The organism is Micromonospora sp. BS32 (assembly GCF_059089345.1).
Map to the genome: position 1 here is coordinate 299,063 of NZ_JBSSHR010000005.1, position 19,992 is coordinate 319,054.

At 69.0% G+C, this 19,992-nt stretch carries 20 protein-coding genes and 2 pseudogenes; 14 read left to right on the forward strand and 8 right to left on the reverse strand.

The window, feature by feature from the left end; genetic code table 11:
* Nucleotides 1–28: 28 nt before the first annotated feature.
* Together AC5RWQ_RS11090 and AC5RWQ_RS11095 are read left to right on the forward strand one after the other, a co-directional pair.
* Nucleotides 29–1,282: an MFS transporter gene (locus AC5RWQ_RS11090; RefSeq protein ID WP_494282644.1), complete on the forward strand. Its 1,254-nt coding sequence runs from the start codon at nt 29–31 to the stop codon at nt 1,280–1,282.
* Between the two features lie 154 nt (nt 1,283–1,436).
* Nucleotides 1,437–2,702 (forward strand): PP2C family protein-serine/threonine phosphatase, encoded by a 1,266-nt coding sequence (locus AC5RWQ_RS11095; RefSeq protein ID WP_494282645.1) that lies wholly within the window; start codon nt 1,437–1,439, stop codon nt 2,700–2,702.
* A gap of 153 nt (nt 2,703–2,855) precedes the next feature.
* On the opposite strand, the gene AC5RWQ_RS11100 is transcribed toward AC5RWQ_RS11095, so the two are convergent.
* Nucleotides 2,856–3,080, reverse strand: coding sequence for a hypothetical protein (locus AC5RWQ_RS11100; protein WP_494282726.1), 225 nt, complete (start codon nt 3,078–3,080; stop codon nt 2,856–2,858).
* On the opposite strand from AC5RWQ_RS11100, the gene AC5RWQ_RS11105 reads away from it, so the two are divergent.
* On the forward strand, nt 3,047–3,274 hold the full coding sequence (locus AC5RWQ_RS11105; protein ID WP_494282646.1) for a YdeI/OmpD-associated family protein: 228 nt from the start codon (nt 3,047–3,049) through the stop codon (nt 3,272–3,274). The genes AC5RWQ_RS11100 and AC5RWQ_RS11105 overlap by 34 nt on opposite strands.
* Before the next feature lie 159 nt (nt 3,275–3,433).
* Nucleotides 3,434–4,474, forward strand: a complete 1,041-nt coding sequence (locus AC5RWQ_RS11110) for a DUF3800 domain-containing protein (RefSeq protein WP_494282647.1) — start codon at nt 3,434–3,436, stop codon at nt 4,472–4,474.
* A 72-nt stretch (nt 4,475–4,546) separates the two neighbouring features.
* Here AC5RWQ_RS11110 and AC5RWQ_RS11115 read toward each other — a convergent pair whose 3' ends face one another.
* Both AC5RWQ_RS11115 and AC5RWQ_RS11120 read right to left on the reverse strand, forming a co-directional pair.
* The gene (locus AC5RWQ_RS11115) at nt 4,547–5,581 is read right to left on the reverse strand and encodes an Imm1 family immunity protein (RefSeq protein WP_494282648.1); all 1,035 of its coding nucleotides are present in this window, start codon (nt 5,579–5,581) and stop codon (nt 4,547–4,549) included.
* 426 nt (nt 5,582–6,007) lie between these two features.
* Nucleotides 6,008–6,541, reverse strand: a complete 534-nt coding sequence (locus AC5RWQ_RS11120) for a DUF6817 domain-containing protein (protein WP_494282649.1) — start codon at nt 6,539–6,541, stop codon at nt 6,008–6,010.
* Nucleotides 6,542–6,874: 333 nt separating this feature from the next.
* Here AC5RWQ_RS11120 and AC5RWQ_RS11125 point away from each other — a divergent pair, with 333 nt between their 5' ends.
* The 3 genes from AC5RWQ_RS11125 (at nt 6,875) to AC5RWQ_RS11135 (ending at nt 8,985) form a co-directional block, all read left to right on the forward strand.
* A complete protein-coding gene (locus AC5RWQ_RS11125; protein ID WP_494282650.1) occupies nt 6,875–7,315 on the forward strand; it encodes a VOC family protein in 441 nt (146 codons plus the stop codon).
* Between the two features lie 315 nt (nt 7,316–7,630).
* A complete protein-coding gene (locus AC5RWQ_RS11130) occupies nt 7,631–8,623 on the forward strand; it encodes a DUF1152 domain-containing protein (protein ID WP_494282719.1) in 993 nt (330 codons plus the stop codon).
* A 74-nt stretch (nt 8,624–8,697) separates the two neighbouring features.
* Nucleotides 8,698–8,985, forward strand: a complete 288-nt coding sequence (locus AC5RWQ_RS11135; protein ID WP_494282651.1) for a YciI family protein — start codon at nt 8,698–8,700, stop codon at nt 8,983–8,985.
* Nucleotides 8,986–9,046: 61 nt separating this feature from the next.
* On the opposite strand, the gene AC5RWQ_RS11140 is transcribed toward AC5RWQ_RS11135, so the two are convergent.
* Entirely contained in the window at nt 9,047–9,955 is a 909-nt protein-coding gene (locus AC5RWQ_RS11140; RefSeq protein WP_494282652.1) for a hypothetical protein, read from the reverse strand.
* A 301-nt stretch (nt 9,956–10,256) separates the two neighbouring features.
* Between AC5RWQ_RS11140 and AC5RWQ_RS11145 the strand changes: the two are divergent.
* The 6 genes and pseudogenes from AC5RWQ_RS11145 to AC5RWQ_RS11170 all read left to right on the forward strand — a co-directional run.
* A pseudogene (locus AC5RWQ_RS11145) lies at nt 10,257–10,532 on the forward strand (GNAT family N-acetyltransferase); the annotation flags it as partial.
* An 81-nt stretch (nt 10,533–10,613) separates the two neighbouring features.
* The gene (locus AC5RWQ_RS11150; protein ID WP_494282720.1) at nt 10,614–10,895 is read left to right on the forward strand and encodes a helix-turn-helix domain-containing protein; all 282 of its coding nucleotides are present in this window, start codon (nt 10,614–10,616) and stop codon (nt 10,893–10,895) included.
* 2 nt (nt 10,896–10,897) lie between these two features.
* Entirely contained in the window at nt 10,898–12,772 is a 1,875-nt protein-coding gene (locus AC5RWQ_RS11155) for a transketolase (RefSeq protein ID WP_494282721.1), read from the forward strand.
* A gap of 69 nt (nt 12,773–12,841) precedes the next feature.
* On the forward strand, nt 12,842–13,249 hold the full coding sequence (locus AC5RWQ_RS11160) for a DUF2267 domain-containing protein (RefSeq protein ID WP_494282653.1): 408 nt from the start codon (nt 12,842–12,844) through the stop codon (nt 13,247–13,249).
* 70 nt (nt 13,250–13,319) lie between these two features.
* Nucleotides 13,320–14,173, forward strand: a protein-coding gene (locus AC5RWQ_RS11165) for an IS5 family transposase (RefSeq protein ID WP_494282654.1) whose coding sequence is annotated in 2 segments (ribosomal slippage) — nt 13,320–13,710 and nt 13,710–14,173 — 855 coding nt in all. Because the reading frame shifts where the segments join, the coding sequence is not laid out codon by codon here.
* A 59-nt stretch (nt 14,174–14,232) separates the two neighbouring features.
* A pseudogene (locus AC5RWQ_RS11170) lies at nt 14,233–14,526 on the forward strand (tyrosine-type recombinase/integrase); the annotation flags it as partial.
* A gap of 763 nt (nt 14,527–15,289) precedes the next feature.
* On the opposite strand, the gene AC5RWQ_RS11175 reads toward AC5RWQ_RS11170, so the two are convergent.
* From AC5RWQ_RS11175 to AC5RWQ_RS11190, 4 genes are all read right to left on the reverse strand, one after another.
* On the reverse strand, nt 15,290–15,697 hold the full coding sequence (locus AC5RWQ_RS11175) for a DUF2267 domain-containing protein (protein WP_494282655.1): 408 nt from the start codon (nt 15,695–15,697) through the stop codon (nt 15,290–15,292).
* Nucleotides 15,698–15,769: 72 nt separating this feature from the next.
* The gene (locus tag AC5RWQ_RS11180) at nt 15,770–16,453 is read right to left on the reverse strand and encodes a TMEM175 family protein (RefSeq protein WP_494282656.1); all 684 of its coding nucleotides are present in this window, start codon (nt 16,451–16,453) and stop codon (nt 15,770–15,772) included.
* A 339-nt stretch (nt 16,454–16,792) separates the two neighbouring features.
* Nucleotides 16,793–17,968, reverse strand: a complete 1,176-nt coding sequence (locus AC5RWQ_RS11185) for a zinc-dependent alcohol dehydrogenase (protein WP_494282657.1) — start codon at nt 17,966–17,968, stop codon at nt 16,793–16,795.
* Nucleotides 17,965–18,885 carry an SRPBCC family protein gene (locus tag AC5RWQ_RS11190; RefSeq protein WP_494282658.1) on the reverse strand — a complete coding sequence of 307 codons (921 nt, stop codon included), beginning with the start codon at nt 18,883–18,885 and terminating at the stop codon, nt 17,965–17,967. Before AC5RWQ_RS11190 ends, AC5RWQ_RS11185 begins: the two co-directional genes overlap by 4 nt.
* Nucleotides 18,886–19,269: 384 nt before the next feature.
* On the opposite strand from AC5RWQ_RS11190, the gene AC5RWQ_RS11195 reads away from it, so the two are divergent.
* Entirely contained in the window at nt 19,270–19,923 is a 654-nt protein-coding gene (locus AC5RWQ_RS11195; protein WP_494282659.1) for a DUF1345 domain-containing protein, read from the forward strand.
* The last annotated feature ends 69 nt before the right edge of the window (nt 19,924–19,992 follow it).

Below are 19,992 nucleotides of genomic sequence, written 5' to 3' on the forward strand. Positions count from 1 at the left end.
CAACCGGCCAGACACTGAGGAAGGGTGTATGAGCACCTCGGCGCTACGGCTGGGCCTGCGGGCCAACGCCGCCCAGTTCACGCTGCTCGTCGCGGTCAACGCTCTGGTCGGCGGGCTGCTCGGCTCGGAACGCACCGTCCTGCCGCTCCTCGCCGAGCAGGAATTCCACCTCGCCGCCTACACCGCGGCGCTGACGTACATCCTCGCCTTCGGCGCCACCAAGGCCGTCACCAACTTCTTCGCCGGCACCCTGTCCGACCGGTACGGCCGCAAGCCGGTCCTGATCGCGGGCTGGCTCGCCGGCATCCCCGTACCCCTGATGATCATCTGGGCGCCGTCCTGGGGTTGGATCGTCGCCGCGAACGTCCTGCTCGGCGTCAGCCAGGGCCTGGCCTGGTCCACCACCGTCATCATGAAGATCGACCTCGCCGGCCCCTCCCGGCGGGGACTGGCCATGGGCCTCAACGAGGCCGCCGGCTACCTCGCCGTGGCCACCACCGCCCTGGTCACCGGCTGGCTCGCCGCCGAGCACGGCCTGCGCCCCGCCCCGTTCCTGCTGGCCCTGGCCTATGCCGGTCTCGGCCTCGGCCTGTCCGTGGCCTTCGTACGCGAAACCCGCGGTCACGCCCACCTGGAAGCCACCACCCACATCGCCGGCAAGGCCGAGCATCACCACGGATTGTCCACCGGCCGGGTCGCCGCGCTGGCCTCCTGGCGGGAACCGGCGCTCTCCTCGGCCAGCCAGGCCGGCCTGGTCAACAACCTCAACGACGGCCTGGCCTGGGGCCTGTTCCCGCTGCTGTTCGCCACCGCCGGGCTGTCCCTGACCCAGATCGGCATCCTCGCCGCCCTCTACCCCGCCGTGTGGGGGCTCGGGCAGCTCATCACCGGGCAGGCATCCGACCGCTACGGCCGTAAACCGTTCATCGTCGCCGGGATGCTCGCCCAAGCCGTCGCCCTTACCTGGATCGCCCTCATTGACGGATTCGCCGGCTGGGCCGCCGCCGCGGTGCTGCTCGGCGCCGGCACCGCCGCCGTCTACCCCACCCTGCTCGCCGCCGTCGGCGACGTCGCCCACCCCACCTGGCGGGCCCGCGCCGTCGGCGTCTACCGGCTGTGGCGCGACGGCGGATTCGCCGTCGGCGCGCTGCTCGCCGGAGCCGTCGCCGACCTCGCCGGCATCCGCGCCGCCATCTGGGTCGTCGCGGCCCTCACCGCCGCCTCCGGCCTCCTGGCCTGGGCCCGCATGTACGAGACGCACCCGCGGGCAGCTCGGCGCTGATCGCAGCGCCCGGCACGTCACCCACCAGAGGGGCAGAACCTTCTCGGCGCGGAGCGCCACGGGTCGGAAAGCCGGCAGCGCTCAACTGAGCCCGGGCGCCGGCCCGGGGCCGTGCTGGACGGCTTGTCGGGTCGGTGGGCCTATGCTCTGCCGCGTGAACGAGAACCGGTGGAGCGGCGTGGACCTGGGCAACGTACTGCGCGCTGCCGAGGACGCCGCCCCGGTCGACGCGGTGGAGGCGGTGACCCGAGGCATCGGCGTCGACCTCGGGGCGCGATGGGTGTCGTTCCTCGTCGCGGACATGAGCGGCCGGGCTCTCGTTCGGCTGGCCCACGACGTTCCATTCGGGGACCGGCCCGGCAGACGCCAGCAGGACGAGGACGTCGCCACCGTGCTGCCTTTCGACGGCGGGCCACAGGAACAGGCGCTGCGCTCCCAGCGCGTGCAGGTCTGTCCGCGCGGAGATGATCACGTCGTGATGGCGCCCGTCACGCAACGAGGCGAGGCGATCGGGCTGTTGGAGATCTCCTTGCCGGTCGCGCCGGACGACGCCGCGCTGGCCGAGATCTCCCGGGCCGCGCACGCGCTGGCCTTCGTGGTGATCGCCGCCCGCCGGCACACCGACCTGTTCGAATGGGGTCAGCGGACCACTCCGTTCACCCTCGCCGCGGAGATCCAGCGCCGGCTCCTGCCCTCCTCGTTCACCTGCGAGGCCGGCTCGTTCACCCTCTCGGCGTGGCTGGAGCCGGCGGCCAGCATCGGCGGAGACACCTTCGACTACAGCCTCGCGCGCAACCTGCTGCACCTGAGCATCACCGACGCCGTGGGGCACGGCGTGCACAGCGCACTGACCGCGACGCTCTGCGTCGGGAGCCTGCGGCACACCCGCCGCCGGGGTCACACGTTGCTGGACCAGGCCCGTGCCGCGAACTCGGCGCTGATCGAGAACCCGCCGGGCGGGTTCACCTTCGCCACCGGACTTCTCGGCCGGCTCGATCTGCGCACCGGTGTGCTGGCCATGGTCAACGCCGGCCACCCCACCCCGCTCCTGGTGCGCGACGGAACCGTCCAGCCCCTCGCGCTACCGGTCGATCCGCCGTTCGGTGTACGGCGTCAGGGCACCTACCGCACGACCGACGTCCCGCTGCGCCCCGGCGATCGGCTCATCCTGGTCACCGACGGCATGTTGGAACGCGGTGCCGCCCGCCTCGACCTGCCCGCACGGCTGCCGGGCCTCGCCGATCTGCACCCCAGGGAGGTCGTCCGCGTACTCGGCGATGGAATCCTCGATGTCGCCGGCCCCACCCTGCCCGACGACGCCTGCATGCTCGTCCTCGACTGGCACGGCGACCACGGCGACAACCGCTCCACCACGGCCGGCGCCGATCCCCACCGAGCGAGCGCCCTTCCGTACGCCTGAGAACAGTCCCAACTGCGGCGGCTTGGCAGTGTCCGGGCGCGAGGCGGTCGAGGGGCGCCAGTTCACTGCCAACTTGACCGAGCTTGGTCTCCAGGACGCCAGAAAGGGCCGACCCGGCCGTCCGGATCAGCCCTCTGACCGGCTCCCCTGAGGTCATCCATGACCGGCGTCGGTGGGCTGCTGGCGGGGGCGAACCCGGTGCGAGCGGCGTCGGACAGCCACGACCACCGTCAGCACCACGCCGATGATCACACTGATGGTGGCCAGACCGGACGCCATCAGGCTGAGCAGAGCCGTATCGCGGGCATCGTAGAACCGCGGCGGATCGCCGATCGACAGTGCCGGTGTGGCGCCAACCCCGGACGTCGTGCAGTTCACCTCGTACCGCCACCATCCCGGCCGACCTGGCCGCCGCTCTGGCAGCGAACCCCAGGGCGGCGCAGGCGTTCGGCGCACTCAGCAAGACCCAGCAGTACGCGGTCATCCTGAAACTCGTCACCGCCCGCACCGCCACGACCCGTATCGCGCAACTCGACCGGGCCCTGACCGCCCTCGAAGCAGACAGCGCCTAGTGGACCTCGCTCTCGGCTGGGCGACCACATCGGCGATGAATCAAGTGCTCTCGATCGGGCAGAACTATCGGCAGCGGCGACCCGGGCGGCCTCGACCGGCACCCGGCGAGGAGCGCAATTCAGTGGTCTGATCCGGGTGGGCGGGCGAGCATGGTCGGCATGGTGAGGGATCGGGTGTGGTTGCCGCTTCAGGGCGGGCTGCCGCCGGTGGATGTGGTGGCCGGCGCCGTCGTGGAGATCGCCTGTGACGAGTCCGGGTTCTCCGGCACCAATCTGCTCGATCCGGCCACCCCGGTAATCACGCACGCGAGTGTCGACCTGCGCGTCGGCGAGGCGGTCGAGCTGATCGCGGCGCTGCGGTCCGGGTTCCGGTACTCACCGAACGAGTTCAAGTCCGGGCAGTTCCTTCGCAACCCGAAAGCGGGTGAGGCGCTGGAGTGGTTCCTGGCGGCGCTGAGTGGCCGGGCGCACGTCCACCTGGTCGACAAGGAGTACTTCCTCGTCACCAGGATCGTCGACCTGTTCCTCGCCGAGCCGTCCTACGCGGCCGGTACCCGCCTGAGCCAGGACCACCGTCCGGCCGCCCTCAGCTTGTACCGGGCCGGGCGCTCGGCTGGTTGCGACTGGGGTGTCTTCCTCGCGGCCTTCGTCGAGCTGGTCCGGATCAAGCGGCGGCATCGGCCGGATAGCCGGGCCTTCGAACGATTCTTCCAGGCGCGGGATGCGCTGGTACGAAACGGGCTCAGCGCGCAGGCCGACGGTGTCCTCGACGGGCTCAGCCGGACCCACGTATGGGCTGTCCTGACCAGGCTGAGCGACGACGACCGGTCGATCCCGCCACCGCTGGAGCCGATGCTGCCGGCGCTGGCCGAGACCGTCTTGTTCTGGAGCGGCGGACAGCGGCAGGTGCTGGTGATCCACGACGAGCAGAGCGCCCTCACGGCCGGCCGGTTGAGGCGTCTTCAGCAGGTACTGGCCGACGGCGCCGGATCGTCGCCGGCAGGTTCCGACGAGGCTGGGGCGTCGCCGGCCCGGGTGTCGCCGCTGGCTGGGCTGGTGACAGTCGACTCCCGAGACGATCCGCGGGTTCAGGTCGCCGACCTCCTCGCCGGGGTGGCCCGGCGATTGTCGGGGACCGTCGACGACGGCCCACTCCAGCCGTTTCTCTCCCCGACCTCGCTGTGCGATGCCGAGCGATGACGCACGGTCGACAGGGGTGGTCACTTGGTCGGCGAGCTGTGTGCAGAGGCCTTGAGCCGCGCTCAGCGAACCCTACGGCTTGTCAACCCATTGGACGTTGATGGGGCGCCGGCCGGTGCGCAGGAATTCGTGCCCTGCTTGACGAGCCTGCTCTTCGGTGAGCTCGAAGGGTTCAGCATCTGGAGCGGTGAACCACGGATCGGAGAATGCGTATTCGGCGTCGGCGGCTGTCTGCCCGGGTGGGGCGCCAGGCGGCACCGGGCCCCAGCTGAGCATGATCTCGTCCTCGCATTCCCACACCAGTGCGGAGTGGTCCCCGTGAAGGGTGATGTGCAGGCTCCGCGCCCCGTCTTCGCTGATCAGCGACACGCCGCTGGGCGATACGCGGTCAAGGATGGCGTCGAGTTCGCCAGGGCCCGCCACGGTGGTGCGGGTGTCGTCGATCCAGGCTTGCAACGGTGTGTTAACCGGCTCGCCGGCCGTGGGGTTGCGCAGCCATTCCGGCAGCGCGGTGAGCTGGTTGCCGGCCAGATCCAGCCGGGTGAGGGCTGTGAGGTCACCCAGAGACTCCGGCAGTACGGTGAGCTGGTTTTCGGTCAGGAACAATCGGGTGAGGGCGGTCAGGTTACCCAGCGACTCCGGCAGCGCAGTGAGCCGGTTTCCGGTCAGGTCCAGCTGGGTGAGGGCGGTCAGGTTACCCACCCGCTGCGGCAGTGCTGACAGCTGGTTGTTGGCCAAGTCCAGCCAGGTGAGAGCGGTCAAGTCGCAAAGCGACTCCGGCAGCGTGTACAGCTGGTTACCAGAAAGGCCCAACCAGGTGAGAGCGGTCAGGTCACCCAGCGACTCCGGCAGCACAGTGAGCTGGTTACCGCCCAGGCCAAGTCGGGTGAGGGTGGTCAGGCTACCCAGCCATTCCGGCAGCGCAGTGAGCTGGTTGCCGACCAGCAACAGCTCGGTGAGGGTGGTCAGGTCACCCAGCGACTCCGGCAGGGTTCCCAACGAGAGCCCACTGAGATCCAATGAGGAGGCACCGCTACGGCGTGCCGCCTCAATCCGATCCTCGCTACTGCGCTGTGCCGCCTCGATCTGACTCTGGAAGATATCCACCGCACACCTGGGCCCTGTTGTCATCGCGTGGTCATGATTACCTGCTTGCACCGGTGCTGCGCGATTAGACCACAACCCTTCCGTGGAGCGGGCACCCGCACGCATCAACCGGACTTCACAGTCTCTTAACGCAGTGACGAGGTTGGCTTGCTACGCGATGAAGCCGTGGTGGGGATGCGGCGCGTGTACCCCGGGCAAGCCCCTGGCCCGCCGGCAACTGCCGGCCCGGAGGGCCGGAGGCTCCGGGGTCAAGGGCGACTCGCACGCAGCGACGCGGTAGCGCCCGTGCGCACCGCAGTCGAAGACACCGCGGCCAGTTCAAATGCCCGGGAGTGAAGGGATCAAAGCTGCCGGGGTAGACGGCTCGCACGCGTACGCGACCGGGGGTGCGTGCTATAGAACGTGGCCCTGCCGATGGTTCGGGTGTCACGGCCGCAAGACCCGCTGCGCATCGCGGATGATCTGCTCAGAGGCCAGTGGGGCCCAAGAGGCGAACAGTTCCCGGAAGTAGGTACCGTGCCGGTCCGCCACCGCAGGATCGTGCTCGATGACGTCCAGTTCGTTGACGATGCTCAGGTCCATGAGCGACCGAAGTTGAGCCGCATTCGGCGTTCTCACCTGACGTACGAAGCGGTCGAACACCTGGCCGGTCTTTGCCAGCTCCCGCCAGCTGCGTCTACGGTCGCAGGCGCCATACAGATAGACAAGCTCCTCGGCGTCGACACCGACGAGATCCCGTAGCACAGCACGATCGGCCCGATCAAGCAGGACGAGGTCGAACCCGTCGGTGCCGTAGACGGCGTGGGTAAGGCCCGCCGCTTGCACTTCACTGCTGCAGCCAAGCACGGCGAGCCGTTCGCTGACTCGACATAGGTGGGCGTACAGGTTGCCCCCGGGATGCGCGATCTGCTCAGCTCCATGCCGGCGGAGCCAGACCCGCACGCCTTTGTCGGTGCTCATGGCCCGACTGTAGGTATCGGCTGTCGGATTCGCTGGCCCCTGAGTGTGGGCAATATGTCACAGCGCCGTGGATACGTCTGGCACTCGCCTGGCTGAGGGTCGGCAAACCCCAGCCGGCAATGGAGTACACGCCGACGATCGCCTATGGGGAGGGCTTCAGGGGCCGGCGGGCGTACCGTGCGTTGGTCTGCATCGGTACGACCGGCGCGTGATGGGCACCGCCGCGTAATGAGGTTTCTCGCAGAAGATGGTGCACGATCTGTCGAGAACGCCCTGGCGGCTCCGTCTCAGCAGTGGAACCGGACACCGTGGTCGCACAGGGAGGGGCCCAGCATGGCGATCCAGCGAATGGACAACGTCCTCATCGTTGTCGACGACCTCGACGCTGTAATTGCGTTCTTCGTCGAACTTGGCATGGAGCTGGAGGGCAAAGGGCCAATCGAGGGACGTTGGGTGGAGCGTGTCATCGGGATCGACGACGTCCGGCAGGACGTCGCTATGCTGCGCACCCCGGACGGCCACGGTCGCATCGAGCTGGCGATGTTCCACACGCCGAAGGCGATCAGCGCCGAGCCGAAGGATGCACCGGCGAATACGCTGGGCATTCGTCGCATCATGTTCGCCGTCGACGACATCGATTACGTCGTCGCCCGCCTGCGTACCCACGGCGCCGAGCTCGTCGGCGAGCTGGCGCAGTACGAGGACGTCTATCGTCTGTGCTACGTCCGCGGCCCGGAGGGCATCATCGTCGGCCTGGCAGAACAGCTCAGCTGAGGTCTGCCGAAGGAACCGTGCAGCGAACCGCCCGACAGCCGATGGGCCAAGGCCACCACCTGAGAAGCCCTCGACGGCGGAGCACCTTGGCGTTGAGATCGAGCAGGCACTGCGGGCCGTGGGCGGGTTCGCTCGCGGCCCTGATCCGGTTGTGCTCATGTCCGCGGTCAGACAACAACGACGATCCGGGGTTCGCCGGCAAGCCATCTTTGCCGAGCGCCCTCGGCGGCATGTGCGTACACCCGATCGTTGTTGCCAGTCGCGGTGGGCCAGGAGGGCTTGGATCGCATGGTCGTGGTTGATCATTGAGCGGTGATGAATCCTGCCGCGCTGCCGGCCGCCCCCAGTTCGTTCTCGTTGGCCGTTCCGCCGCTGTTTGCCGCGCTGGCTCCGGCGCGGAGCATCCTCATCGCCGGAGCGGGCGGGGGGTTCGACGTGTACGCCGGCCTGCCCTTGGCGTTCGCCCTGTGGCGCGGCGGCGCACAGGTGCACCTGGCCAGCCTGTCCTTCTCCCAGCTCGAATTGATCGACCGGGACGCGTGGGTAGCGGAGCACGTCGCCGCGGTGCAGCCGGACACCACCAGCCCGGACTGGTACTTCCCCGAACGCACGCTCGCCCGGTGGTTCGCGGCTCAGGAGCTGCCGTCGACCGTGTACGCCTTTCCGCCGCTCGGTGTCCAGCCGTTACGGGCGGCGTACCGGTACCTGGTCGAACAACTCAACATCGATGCTGTGGTGCTGGTCGATGGTGGCACCGATGTCCTGCTGCGCGGCGATGAAAGCGACCTCGGCACCCCGGTGGAGGACATCACCAGCCTGGCCGCCGTGGCCGCGGTGGACCTGCCGGTCAAGCTGGTGACCAGTCTCGGTTTCGGCATCGACGCCTACGACGGCGTCAACCACGTCCAGGTGCTGGAGAACCTCGCCGCACTCGACCGTGATGGCGGCTACCTCGGCGCCCTGTCCATCCCCGGTTCCAGCCGGGAGGCGGCGCTGTACCGCGCTGCTGTTGCCGACGCCCAGGCCGCCACCCCGGACCGGCCGAGCATCGTCCAAGGACAGATCGCCGCCGCCACCAGCGGCGCGTTCGGAGACGTCCGGTTCACCCGGCGCACCGGCGGCGGCGACCTGTTCATCAACCCGCTGATGGCAATCTACTTCACCGTCGACCTCGACGAACTCGCCGCCCGATGCCTGTACCTCGACCGCATCGAGAACACCATCGGCAGGCGACAGGTCATCACGCGCATCCAAGCGTTCCGCGACGAACTCCTCAGCGCACGCATCCCCCGCGCGTTTCCCCACTGAACGCCCGGACGCCGGCAGATTCGTACGTCGGGACCCGTGACGAGGGCAGGCCATCGCCAGCATACGATCATGAAATGTTCGTGGTGATACTGACCTACCTCGCCGATCTCGCCCAGATCGACGATGCGCTTCAGGACCACACCGCCTGGCTGGACCAGCAGTATGCGGACGGGGTGTTCATCGCTTCCGGTCGTCGGGTTCCCCGTGTCGGTGGCGTGATTCTGGCTCGGAACCTCTCACGAGAAGATCTTGAGCGCAGGCTCGCCTCGGATCCGTTCCGCCAGCGCGGCCTTGCCGAGTATGCGGTGACAGAGTTCGTTCCCTCCCGCACCGCCAAGGGCTTCGAACACCTCTTGCCATAGCCACGAGCGGTCGACAAGGAAACGCACTCTTCCCGGCACGTCGGCGTAGTTCTCGCCGGCCTTAGCGCGCGGCGCCGCCCGGTCGACCTGGGCCGGTCCCGGAGCGCCGGTGACCGATGCGTGGAGCCCTTGTCACCGGGGAGTTGCCAGACGCCGGGCGGAAATCCCGGGCCGCGCCGGCCACCATATCGTCGGGATCGCGGCCGAGGGCCTGCCGGATGTGCGGCGGGATGACCTCGGATGTTGCCATCGCCAGTCGGACCTGCACGGAACGATCGTCAACGAGGCGTTCCAGATCCGCCTCGTCCAGCTCGACCGCGCGGACCAGCGCGGCACGAACGTCGACCACGGGGTCCTGGGCGAGCGCCCTGCGCTGCTCGGCGGTGGTCCGCGGGTTGCGGGCGACCCCCTTGCGTACACGTACGGTGCGATCGGCCATCAGCGCGGTGATCACGTCGGGGTCGTGGGTGTGGGTGGCGAGTCGTTCCCGTACCTCGGGTGAGACGTCGTCGATCAGCCTGGCGGCCAGATCGGGCTCCAAGTCCCGCATCTCCGCCAGGAGGCCACGAAGCTCCTTGTCGGGTGCCTCTGACATCACCCGGCGAACCGACTCGTCGCAAGCCGGGTTGCCGGCGACCGCCCAGCGGACCCACCGGTCGGCGTCTTTGACGAGACGCAGGAGATTGGCGACCGAGGTCGAAGGGTTTCTCGCCACAGCCTCCCGGACCTGACGATCATGGTCCCGGGTCAGCGGTCGCAGTGCCTGGGCGGGTGCGTCGGTCCGGGCCGCGACCGCCTTACGGACCACGGCCGAAGGGTCGGACGCCAAGTCGAAGAGGGTCATCTGTGGCGTTGCGGGGTCCTGCGCGAGGGCGAGCCGCGCGTCGGCGCTGCCACCGATTGCACGGTGGGCGGTGGTACCTGACCCGCTGTGACGGTCGGGCCCGCCGACGTCCTGCTGCTTCCCCATGGGCGCAATCATGTCACGGGCTGACTGGGGCAGCGCGAGCCTGACCAGCGCGTTGACGATGGTCGAAGCGCTACCGCGCGGATGCGCCCTTCGACATGCCTTGATCCGGGCTGTGGGTGATGCTCCGGGCTTCATCGGTATCGAGGTTCATGACGGTCCGGCCCGTGCCGTCCGGTTGCGCCCGATGACGTGACGCGCCCCTCGTACGAGGTGTTGGCCGCGTTGGTCATGTCGCTGACAGAACCCATTAGTTGAGTGCGTTGCTGGTCTCGAGCTCAACCGGCGCGACGCGGAGCGTCGGAGTCATGTCCGTCCGGATGCCGGGGAGGCCGAGCTCGGCTACCTGTTCCTGCCAGAGGCGTGGGGACGCGGGTACGCCGCCGAGGCGTGCGCGGCGGCGCTCGGCTGGTTCGCCGACGCGCTTCCCGGCGAGCCGGTGGTGCTTTGCACCCAGACCGCCAACGACCGCTCGATGCGCCTCGCGGCGAAGCTGGGGTTCACCGAGGTGCAACGGTTCGAGGCGTGGGGCGCCGAACAGTGGTTCGGCGTGTGGTCCCCGGTCACGCCGCCCGCTTGAGCTCGTGCCCGGCAGCACGACGGATCTACGAGGCCGCCGATCGGTCGTCGGTTTCGGCGCGGCGCTTGACCTAGTGGGGTGATGGAGTGCCTGGGCGGCACTCCGAAGACGGAGGTCGCCGCCCGGTATGGGGTGTCGCGGCGGACGATCCACAACTGGCTGGCTCGGTATGCCGCCGAGGGCGTCAGGCGCGGCCGGCAACGCGGTGGCCTTCGCGCTGGCCGCGGTGCCGTACCTGGCGGTGGCGGGCTGGCTGGTCGACTTCCGGTCGTGGCCGGCCCGCTCTGCCCCTGGCAAATCGTCGGTTACCGCGTAATGCGGGTCTTTTCCTTACTACGGTATCTGCGGAGGCGATGCCGGTGACGATGGAAGCAGAGCGCACCCTGCGCGCGGAGGAACTCACCCGACTGGGTGAGCTTGCCGCCCAGCTCCGGGTGGACGCGATCCGGTGCAGCACCAAAGCGGGATCGGGGCATCCGACCTCGAGTCTGTCCGCCGCGGACCTGCTCGCGGTACTGATCTCCCGGCACCTGCGTTACCAGTGGACGGACCCGCGCGGTCGGACCAACGACCACCTGATCTTCTCCAAGGGCCACGCCTCGCCACTGTTGTATGCGGTCTTCAAAGCGGTGGGCGCGATCACTGATCAGGAGTTGGTCGAGACCTACCGCCAGTTCGGGTCGCGCCTGCAGGGACACCCCACGCCGGCCCTGCCCTGGGTCGACGTGGCCACCGGGTCGCTCGGTCAGGGACTGCCCGTCGGGGTCGGGATCGCGCTCGCCGGCCGGTACCTCGACCACCTGCCGTTCCACGTGTGGGCGCTGTGCGGCGACAGCGAGATGGCCGAGGGCTCCATCTGGGAGGCGCTGGACAAGGCCGGCCACTACGGGCTGCGCAACCTCACCGCGATCGTCGACATCAACCGGTTCGGGCAGCGGGGTCCGACCGAGTTGGAATGGGACCTCGACACCTACCGCCGCCGGGTCGAGGCGTTCGGCTGCCAGGCGCTCGTCATCGACGGCCACGACCTGGCCGCGATCGACGAGGCGTTCGGCCGGGCGCGGCAGGCGACGGGTCCGACCGTGGTGCTCGCCCGGACGGTCAAGGGCAAGGGGGTTCCGGAGGTCGAGAACCAGCCCGGGTGGCACGGCAAGCCGCTGAAACCCGACATGGCCGAGCGGGCCGTGGAGGCTCTCGGCGGGGTACGCCAGATCCGCGTCACCGGGCCGCAACCCGAGTCCGCCGCGCCCGCCGGCGCCCCCGCCGGCGAGCCGCCCACGCTGCCGCGGTACGACAAGGGGGCGAAGGTGGCCACCCGGAACGCGTACGGTGACGCGCTGCGCGCGCTGGGCTCGCGGCCGGACGTTGTCGCCCTGGACGGTGAGGTCAGTGACTCCACCCGCGCCGACAAGTTCGGCGAGGCGTATCCCGACCGGTTCTTCGAGATGTTCATCTCCGAACAGCAACTGGTCGCCGCCGCGGTCGGGCTGCAGGTACGCGGCTATCGGCCCTTCGCCGCGACCTTCGCGGCGTTCTTCTCCCGCGCCTACGACTTCGTGCGGATGGCCGCCATCTCCCGGGCCGACATCGCCCTGTCCGGGTCGCACTCCGGGGTGGAGATCGGGGCGGACGGTCCCTCGCAGATGGGGCTGGAGGACCTGGCTGCCATGCGCGCCGTGCAGGGGTCGACGGTGCTGTATCCCAGCGACGCGGTGTCCTGCGCGGCCCTCGTCGCGCAGATGGTCGACCGCAAGGGCGTCAACTACCTGCGCACCACCCGCGGCAAGTACCCGGTGCTCTACGACAACGAGGACGCCTTCCCCGTCGGCGGCAGCAAACTCCTCCGCGGCGGCGACGACGACGACGACATCGCGCTGATCGGCGCCGGGGTGACGGTGCACAACTGCCTCGCCGCCGCCGACGAGCTGGCACGTGAGGGGATCAAGGCCCGGGTCATCGACCTGTATTCGGTCAAGCCGCTGGACCGGGACCGGTTGCTCGACGCCGTCCGGGCCACCGGCGGTCGGCTGCTGGTGGTCGAGGATCACTACCCGGAGGGTGGCGTGGGGTCGGCGGTCCTCGAGTCCCTGGCCGACCTTGCCGAGCCGGTGCGGGTGAAGCACCTGGCGGTACGGGGCCTCCCCACCTCGGGTACCCCGACCCAGCTGATGGACCAGGCCGGGATCGGGGTGAGCGCCATCGTCGCGGCGGCACGCGTCGCGGAGCCCCCCGGCCACTGACGCGGCGGGCGCCGTTTCACCCTTGGACGCGCGGGTAGACGCAGCATTCGCGGCAGGAGGGGGTTCGAGGTGGAGTACGCGGAGTTCATCCAGTCGGTGGCCACGCGACCGAAGATGTCACCGACCCTGGCCGAGCCGATCACCCGTGCCACGCTCGCGACGCTGGCGGAGCGGCTCAGCGGCGGCCAGGCACGGGATCTCGCCGCGCAGCTCCCCGAGGAGCTGCGGGGAGACCTACGCAAGCCCGATGAGCAGGCCGAACCGTTCGAGCTTCCCGAGTTCTTCGAGCGGGTGCAGCAACGCGCCGCGGTGGAGTTCCAGACGGCGACCGACGGGGTGCGCGCCGTGCTGGACACGCTGCGGGACGCGGTCAGCGCGAAGGAGTACGAGGACTCCATCGCCCAGTTGCCGAAGGAGTTCTGGCAGCTGACGGGGCCTGCGGCCACCCGGCTCGAACCCGGCCGGATTGGCACGTAGGCCCGGCCGGGTCACGCCCGCAGCCGGACTTAGAACCCCTAACAGATTGATCTAGGGGCGGTCGTCCTTGATGGACGGTCGGCTAGAGTGTTCGGGCGTGAGGAGGGGTGAGCGGCCGCCGTGGATCGTCTCGGACGAGTTGTGGGCCGAGATCGCGCCGTTGCTGCCACCCCGACCACCACGTCGGCGTCGCTATCCCGGCCGTAAGCCGCTGGATGACCGCAAGGTGTTGTGCGGGATCTTGTTCGTGCTCTACACGGCGATCCCGTGGGAGCACCTGCCCCAGGAACTCGGGTTCGGGTCGGGGATGACCTGCTGGCGCAGGTTGCGGGACTGGAACGACGCCGGCGTGTGGCAGCAACTGCACGAAGTGCTGCTGGGCAAACTGCGCGCTGCCGGGCAGCTGGACATGTCCCGGGCGGTGATCGACGGCTCCCACATCCGGGCGCTCAAAGGCGGCCCAAAACCGGCCCGAGCCCGGTCGACCGCCGCAAGCCAGGCTCGAAACACCACGTCATCACCGACGCGGGCGGCATCCCCCTCGCCGTCAGCCTGACTGGCGGCAACCGCCATGACGTCACCCAACTGATGCCCCTGGTCGACAAAGTCCCGCCGATCAAGGGCATCCGCGGCAGACCCCGGCAACGGCCCGACCAGATCTACGCAGACCGCGGCTACGACTACGACATCTACCGCCGCGCGCTACGGACCCGAGGCATCACACCCGTCATCGCCCGACGCGGCGTCGCACACGGCTCCGGACTCGGCACCCGACGCTGGGTCGTCGAGCAGACCATCGCCCTGCTGCACTGGTTCCGCCGCCTGCGGGTGCGGTGGGAGATCCGCGACGACATCCACGAAGCCTTCCTCACCCTCGCCTGCGCCATCATCGGCTGGCGCCGACTCCAACACTCAAAGAGTTAGGAGCTCTTAGGCGGGTTCGCGGTCAGTGCACAGCCCTTCCAGAAAGGGGTGGCGCCCCGAGCACCCACCGGGACGAGGTCGTGACTGCCCTGGGCTACGAACGTCTTCGATGCCACGATCTGCGTCACGCAGGGCTGACCTGGATGGCTGACGCCGGCGTGCCGGTGCACGTCCTGCGAACGATCGCCGGGCACGGGTCGCTAACCACGACCCAGCGGTACTTGCACCCCGATCGCCAGTCGATCACGGACGCCGGAGTGGCGGTGAGTGCTCACCTGAAGGTTCGCCGGTCCCCAAGTGATCCCAGCTACCGGCGGTTTAGCTCGCCCCAAGAAGGTTGCCGTAAACAGTAGAGGCCGCATCACCAGGGCAAAAGCCCCGGTTGCGGCCCATCTACATACTGTCGGGACGGCCAGATTCGAACCGACACCCCTTGACCCCCAAGTCTTACAACGATTCTGTCACGCCCTGACCGAACAGGCCGAAATATCCTTGGAAAGGGACAAACCGCACGGCCCGAAATGCTGTTCCGTTCCGCGCCTTACCACCTCATCCGCAGGTTGCGATCTTCTCTTTACCGAGCTCGTTACCGCGGATCGTCAAGCACTTCCTATGCCAGCCACTCCACCGAGTTCCTCCATCGCCTCGACGGCGACGGTTCCGATCATCGATCCGCAGACTGCACGGGTCCGACACGGTGACGCGACCCCCTCACCGTGCGGCGCGAGGCCACCGCCCCCGGATGACCTCACCCAATGTGGCTGGACGCCGCGACTCTGCTGCGCCTGTGGCCGAGCCTGGTGTTGCCCCTGAAGGTTTCGCCATCTGTGGGAAGCGCGGATCCCTGAGCTGGCCAGCCTGCGCCGACACGCCGCCCGCGCCTGGACCGGGCCACCGCAGCACCGACCCCGGCGTTCGTACTCTCCGGCGGCAACGTCAACGACTGCACCGCTTCGCCCACGTCATGGCCGCCGTCCGGGTGAAGCGACCAGGACCCGGCCGGCCCCGGGTCCGCCCCCAGGGTCGCGACCCGCTACGACTGCCGCCTCGCACCAGGCCACGGACACCATCGCCGCACTACTGCAATGGTTGTGACCCGGCGAAGACACGACCTGGCTAGGTGCCGACCCGGCGAGGCTCGAGCCGTCCCGCTCCCGGCCCGGTCAACTGCCAGAACTCCTGTGGCAACTGGTCGACAAGGTCCCCGTACTCCTTCGCGCTGGCCGACTCACGGAGGGTATCCAGCACGGCCTGTGCTCCCTCGGCGGCCACCTGGCGATCGACCCCGGCCCGCGACTGCACCCGTTCGAAGAATTCGGCGAGCCCGAACCGTTCCGGATCTTCGGTGGGCCTATGCACCAGGCCTCGTAGCTCCTCAGGGAGCTGGGAGGCGAGGTCCCTCGCCTGGCCGCCAGTGATCCGTTCTGCCAACGTCTCGAGCGTGGCGCGGGTGATCGGTTCCGCCTGCCCCGGCGGAACCTTCGGTCGCGCTGCCACGGACTGGATGAACTCGGTGTAGTTCACCTCGGATCCCCTCTCGAACCGGATTGCGGCGGGTACCCGCGCCCACCGGGGTGAAACGGCGGTTCGTCGCCCTCAGCCGCGCGATGGCGGAGGACGGCGGGTGATCCGGCGGGTCACCCGAAACTGGTACAGGCCGGCGCTGGTGACGGCGTAGAAGACGGGCAGCAGGACGAAGATGGCGAGGCCGACCAACGGCGCCACCAGGTAGCCGACCACCCCCGCCAGGACGTACAGAACGACCCCGGCGAGGGCCCGGAACCGCTCGACGGGGAAGAACCCGTCCTTGACCTGTTCCTTCAGCAGGTCGGGGTTCCGGGCCAGGTAGTGGTAGAACGCCAGCCAAGTCGCGCACAGCGACGCGCCGATCAGCGCGTAAAAGGCGATGGCCACACGCTGGTCCGCGTTGTCGTGCTCCTGCAGCGCGTGCGACACGACGATGGTCGGAAACGGCAGCAGCGCCGTGGTGAACAGCACGAACAGGTTCATCCAGTGCAGGCCGCGATCGACCTGCTGGATGCGGTTGAACGCCGCCTTGTGGTTGAGCCAGACGACCGCCACGTACGAGTAGGACGCGAGATACGCGACGTACGCCGGCCACTGGCTGAGCAGTCCGGACAGGAGGCGGCCGGGCGGGACGTTCGGCACCCGGAGGTCCAGGACCAGCAGCGTGATGATGATGGCGAAGATGGCGTCGCTGAACGCCACGGCACGGCTGGTGTCCGACCGGGTGCCGAGCTCCGTCTCTGGCCCGCTCACCAAGCGCGCCTACCCAGGGGCGTCCGCGGCAAACAGCCGGGCACCGTCGTCCCCATGCGGATCAGAGCGCAGATCATGAACTAGGCGGGCCTGGGGGGTTGCCTCAGTACGGTGGTCGGCGACAGCGGTCCGCTGTTCTCGCTCCCGCTCCTCGGCAGCTTCTCTAGAGGGTCGTGGACGACCCGCTGGTCGAGGGCGTAGAGCTGCCGCCCGCCGACGGGCGGAACCACGTAGCAGCGGATGACGTGACGGTAGTTGCCGAGCGCCTCCTGGACGTCCCCCCGGTAGACGCCCCATCCGGCCACCGTGCGCGTCGCGGTGGCCGGATGCGGGCGGTGGTCAGGGCTTGAGGACGACCTTCTCGCAGTCGTCCTGCTTGTTCTTGAAGATCTCGAAGCCGCGTTCCGCCTCGTCGAGAGGCAGGGTGTGGGTGATGACCCGGGTCGGATCGATTTCCCCGCGCTCGATACGCTGCAGCAGCGGCTTCATGTAGCGCTGCACGTGGCACTGCCCGGTGCGCAGGGTCAGCGAGCGGTTCATCCACGCGCCGGCGGGGAACTTGTCGAGGAAGCCGCCGTACACGCCGATCACCGACACGATGCCACCGCTGCGGCACGACAGGATCGCCTGCCGCAGTGCGTGCGGGCGCTCGGTCTCCGAGCGGACCGCCTGCTTGACCCGGTCGTAGGCGTGGACGTGAGCGCTGCCGTGGCTGGCCTCCATGCCGACCGCGTCGATGCACTTGTCCGGTCCCCGCCCACCGGTCAGTTCCAGCAGCCGGGACCGCACGTCTACCTCCTCGAAGTTCACCGGTGTGTGGCCCGCCCGTTCCGCCATCTGCAGCCGGTACGGCTCCTTGTCGATGGCGATGACCTTCGCGGCGCCGAGCACCCGGGCGCTGTCCATGGCGAACTGGCCGACCGGGCCGGCACCCCACACCGCCACCACGTCGGTGGACTGGATGTCGCACATTTCGGCACCCATATAGCCGGTTGGCAGGATGTCGGAGAGGAACAACACCTGCTCGTCGGTCAGATCGGACTCGATCTTCAGTGGACCGACGTCGGCGAACGGCACTCGTGCATATTGCGCCTGACCGCCCGCGAAGCCGCCGGTCAGATGCGAATAGCCGAAGATCCCGGCGACGGGGTGCCCGAACATCTTCTCCGCGATCCCGGCGTTGGGGTTGGAGTTCTCGCAGCAGGAGTACAGCTTGGCGGCGCAGGCGCCGCACGCGCCGCAGGCGATCGGGAACGGTACGACGACCCGGTCCCCGATGCGCAGCCGATCCGGATCGACGCCCGGGCCGACCTCGATCACCTCACCCATGAACTCGTGACCCATGACGTCGCCGTCCTGCATCGTGGGCACATACCCGTCGACCAGGTGCAGGTCCGAGCCGCAGATCGCGGTGGAAGTGATCCGTACGATGGCATCGCGCTTGTTCAGGATCTTCGGGTCCGGCACGTCCCGGACTTTGACCTTGTTGCGGCCCGCCCAGGTGTTCGCCCTCACGCGTCCGCTCCCTTCGCGAGCTCGGAATCCGACAGCGGTTGCGCCGGACGCTGCGGGAACTCCTTGCGGGCCCGCTTGCCCCACGGGGCGCCGTCGGACCGGACCACCTCGCCGGTCTCCAGCACCTGCTTGAGCCGGCGCAGGTCGTCGTCGAGCTGCTGGTGCGGTTCCTCGCCGAAGTACCTGGCGACCGCCTTGCCGACCGTGCCGCCGGGGATGTCGTACGCCAGGACGACGTGCACTTCGGTGCTCACACCGTCCGGGGCGGGCACGAACCGGACCGTACCGGTGTTCGGCACGTCGGCGTTCCCGGTTGACCGCCACGCGATCTTCTCGCCGGGCGCCTCGTCGACGATCTCCGCGTCCCACTCGACGTTCTTGCCGAACGGGGCCGCGGCGGACCAATGGCTCGTACGGTCATCGGTGGCGCGGACCTCCTCGAGATGCGCCATGAACGTCGGGAGGTTGCCCAGATCGCGCCAGAACGCGTAGACCTCCGGCGGGGGTTTGCGAATGGTTGTCGTGGCTGTCAGCTCCATGGATCCTCCTTTGCGTGAGCCTCGTATCGCCGGGACGGAGCCGGTCTGCTTCGCCCGGGTGGCCTGCACGGCGGTTAGCAGGTCCACCACCGTGATGCCGACGACAGCGCCAGTGACGCCGACGAGCCGCCACCGGCGACGCCCGCCACGGTGGGCGATGGCCCTTCCGAGGGAGGTCAGGTCCATCGCGTCGCCCACGACCCGGGTCCACGTCCAGACGCTCTTCCGCCGGCTCGTCAGGAGCCCGGCCGCGTGTACCAGCTCCCGCGCCCCGACGAGCGGCACCACCGCCCGGGACGTCGGGGAGTCGTCCACGCCGCTGATCCGGCGCACCGTGTCCGGCGCCGCCAGCTGTGCCACGCCCAGACCGAGACTCATCCAGCCGAGCCCTCGCCCCCGCCGCTGCACCTCGTCCTGCCTGGCCTTCCCTGCCTCTCGGGCTGCCAGTCGAGTCACGGGTAGCCTCCGTATCCGATCGCACCTGGCCGAGCATCCCGGTTCATGGCGAACCGGGGCGCGAAATAGTGGGGCGGCATACCCCCCGGGGCCCACCTGAACCCGCCAATCGACCGCTGCACCGAAACTGCCGGCCCGGGCCGCCGGACGGGCACTCATCGTCACGGGCAACCGGCCGGTGAACGCCGGGAATCTGGCGGCGAACGTCCCAAGCCCGAGCCCGGCGTTCCCATTACCAGTGCAGACAGGCGAAGTGACGTTGGAGTATCAGCCGCCCTTTCTCCGACCGCCTGGAATCCTGGGCCCATGGGTCAGGTCGAAATGCGAACGCCGGGCCGGATCCTCTCGGTCCGGCGCCTGTCCATCTCGCTGGCTGCCGGCGCCGTCGTCGCCGTGGCCGTGGCGGTGCTCGGGTTTCCCGAATTGTTTCCGCTGGTCGGTTGGAACGTGGCCGTCAGCGTCGTGCTGGTCTGGGTCTGGCGGATCAGTTGGCGTCAGGGGCCAGAGGGCACGGAGCGGCTCGCCGAGGAGGAGAGCCGCTCGCGCTCCACCGACGGCGCGGTGCTGATCGCCGCGGTGGCAAGCCTCGGCGCCGTGGCCTGGGCCCTCGTTCACTCGTCCGGCAGCAAGGACGCGCTCGCGGTCACCCTGGTCATCGTGAGTGTGCTCACGGCGATCCTGTCCTGGGGATTGATGAACACCGTATTCGCCTTCAAGTACGCGCGCATGTTCTACCTCGAGGATGGCGGGATCGACTTCAAGCAGAGCGAGCTACCGGCCTACAGCGACTTCGCCTACATGGCGTTCACCGTCGGCATGTCTTTTGCCGTGTCGGAGAGCGAACCGGCCAGTAGGCGGGTCCGGAAGACCGCCCTCGGCCATGCGCTGCTGTCCTACCTGTTCGGCACGGTCATCCTCGCCGCGGCCGTGAACCTGGTGACCGGCCTGGGCGGATCCTGATCAACCAGGCTTCACGCGCAGGAATAGCGACCACTACCAGTGGCCGCTGACTCCCCTTCGCCGGGCCCG

Bases quoted from the DNA above. Each gene is read 5' to 3' on its own strand.
- AC5RWQ_RS11090 (WP_494282644.1), top strand. From the start codon at position 29: ATGAGCACCTCGGCGCTACGGCTGGGCCTGCGGGCCAACGCCGCCCAG.
- AC5RWQ_RS11110 (WP_494282647.1), top strand. From the start codon at position 3,434: ATGGTGAGGGATCGGGTGTGGTTGCCGCTTCAGGGCGGGCTGCCGCCG.
- AC5RWQ_RS11120 (WP_494282649.1), bottom strand. From the start codon at position 6,541: ATGAGCACCGACAAAGGCGTGCGGGTCTGGCTCCGCCGGCATGGAGCT.
- AC5RWQ_RS11125 (WP_494282650.1), top strand. From the start codon at position 6,875: ATGGCGATCCAGCGAATGGACAACGTCCTCATCGTTGTCGACGACCTC.
- AC5RWQ_RS11130 (WP_494282719.1), top strand. From the start codon at position 7,631: ATGAATCCTGCCGCGCTGCCGGCCGCCCCCAGTTCGTTCTCGTTGGCC.
- AC5RWQ_RS11135 (WP_494282651.1), top strand. From the start codon at position 8,698: ATGTTCGTGGTGATACTGACCTACCTCGCCGATCTCGCCCAGATCGAC.
- AC5RWQ_RS11140 (WP_494282652.1), bottom strand. From the start codon at position 9,955: ATGGGGAAGCAGCAGGACGTCGGCGGGCCCGACCGTCACAGCGGGTCA.
- AC5RWQ_RS11150 (WP_494282720.1), top strand. From the start codon at position 10,614: ATGGAGTGCCTGGGCGGCACTCCGAAGACGGAGGTCGCCGCCCGGTAT.
- AC5RWQ_RS11155 (WP_494282721.1), top strand. From the start codon at position 10,898: ATGGAAGCAGAGCGCACCCTGCGCGCGGAGGAACTCACCCGACTGGGT.
- AC5RWQ_RS11190 (WP_494282658.1), bottom strand. From the start codon at position 18,885: ATGAGTCTCGGTCTGGGCGTGGCACAGCTGGCGGCGCCGGACACGGTG.
- AC5RWQ_RS11195 (WP_494282659.1), top strand. From the start codon at position 19,270: ATGGGTCAGGTCGAAATGCGAACGCCGGGCCGGATCCTCTCGGTCCGG.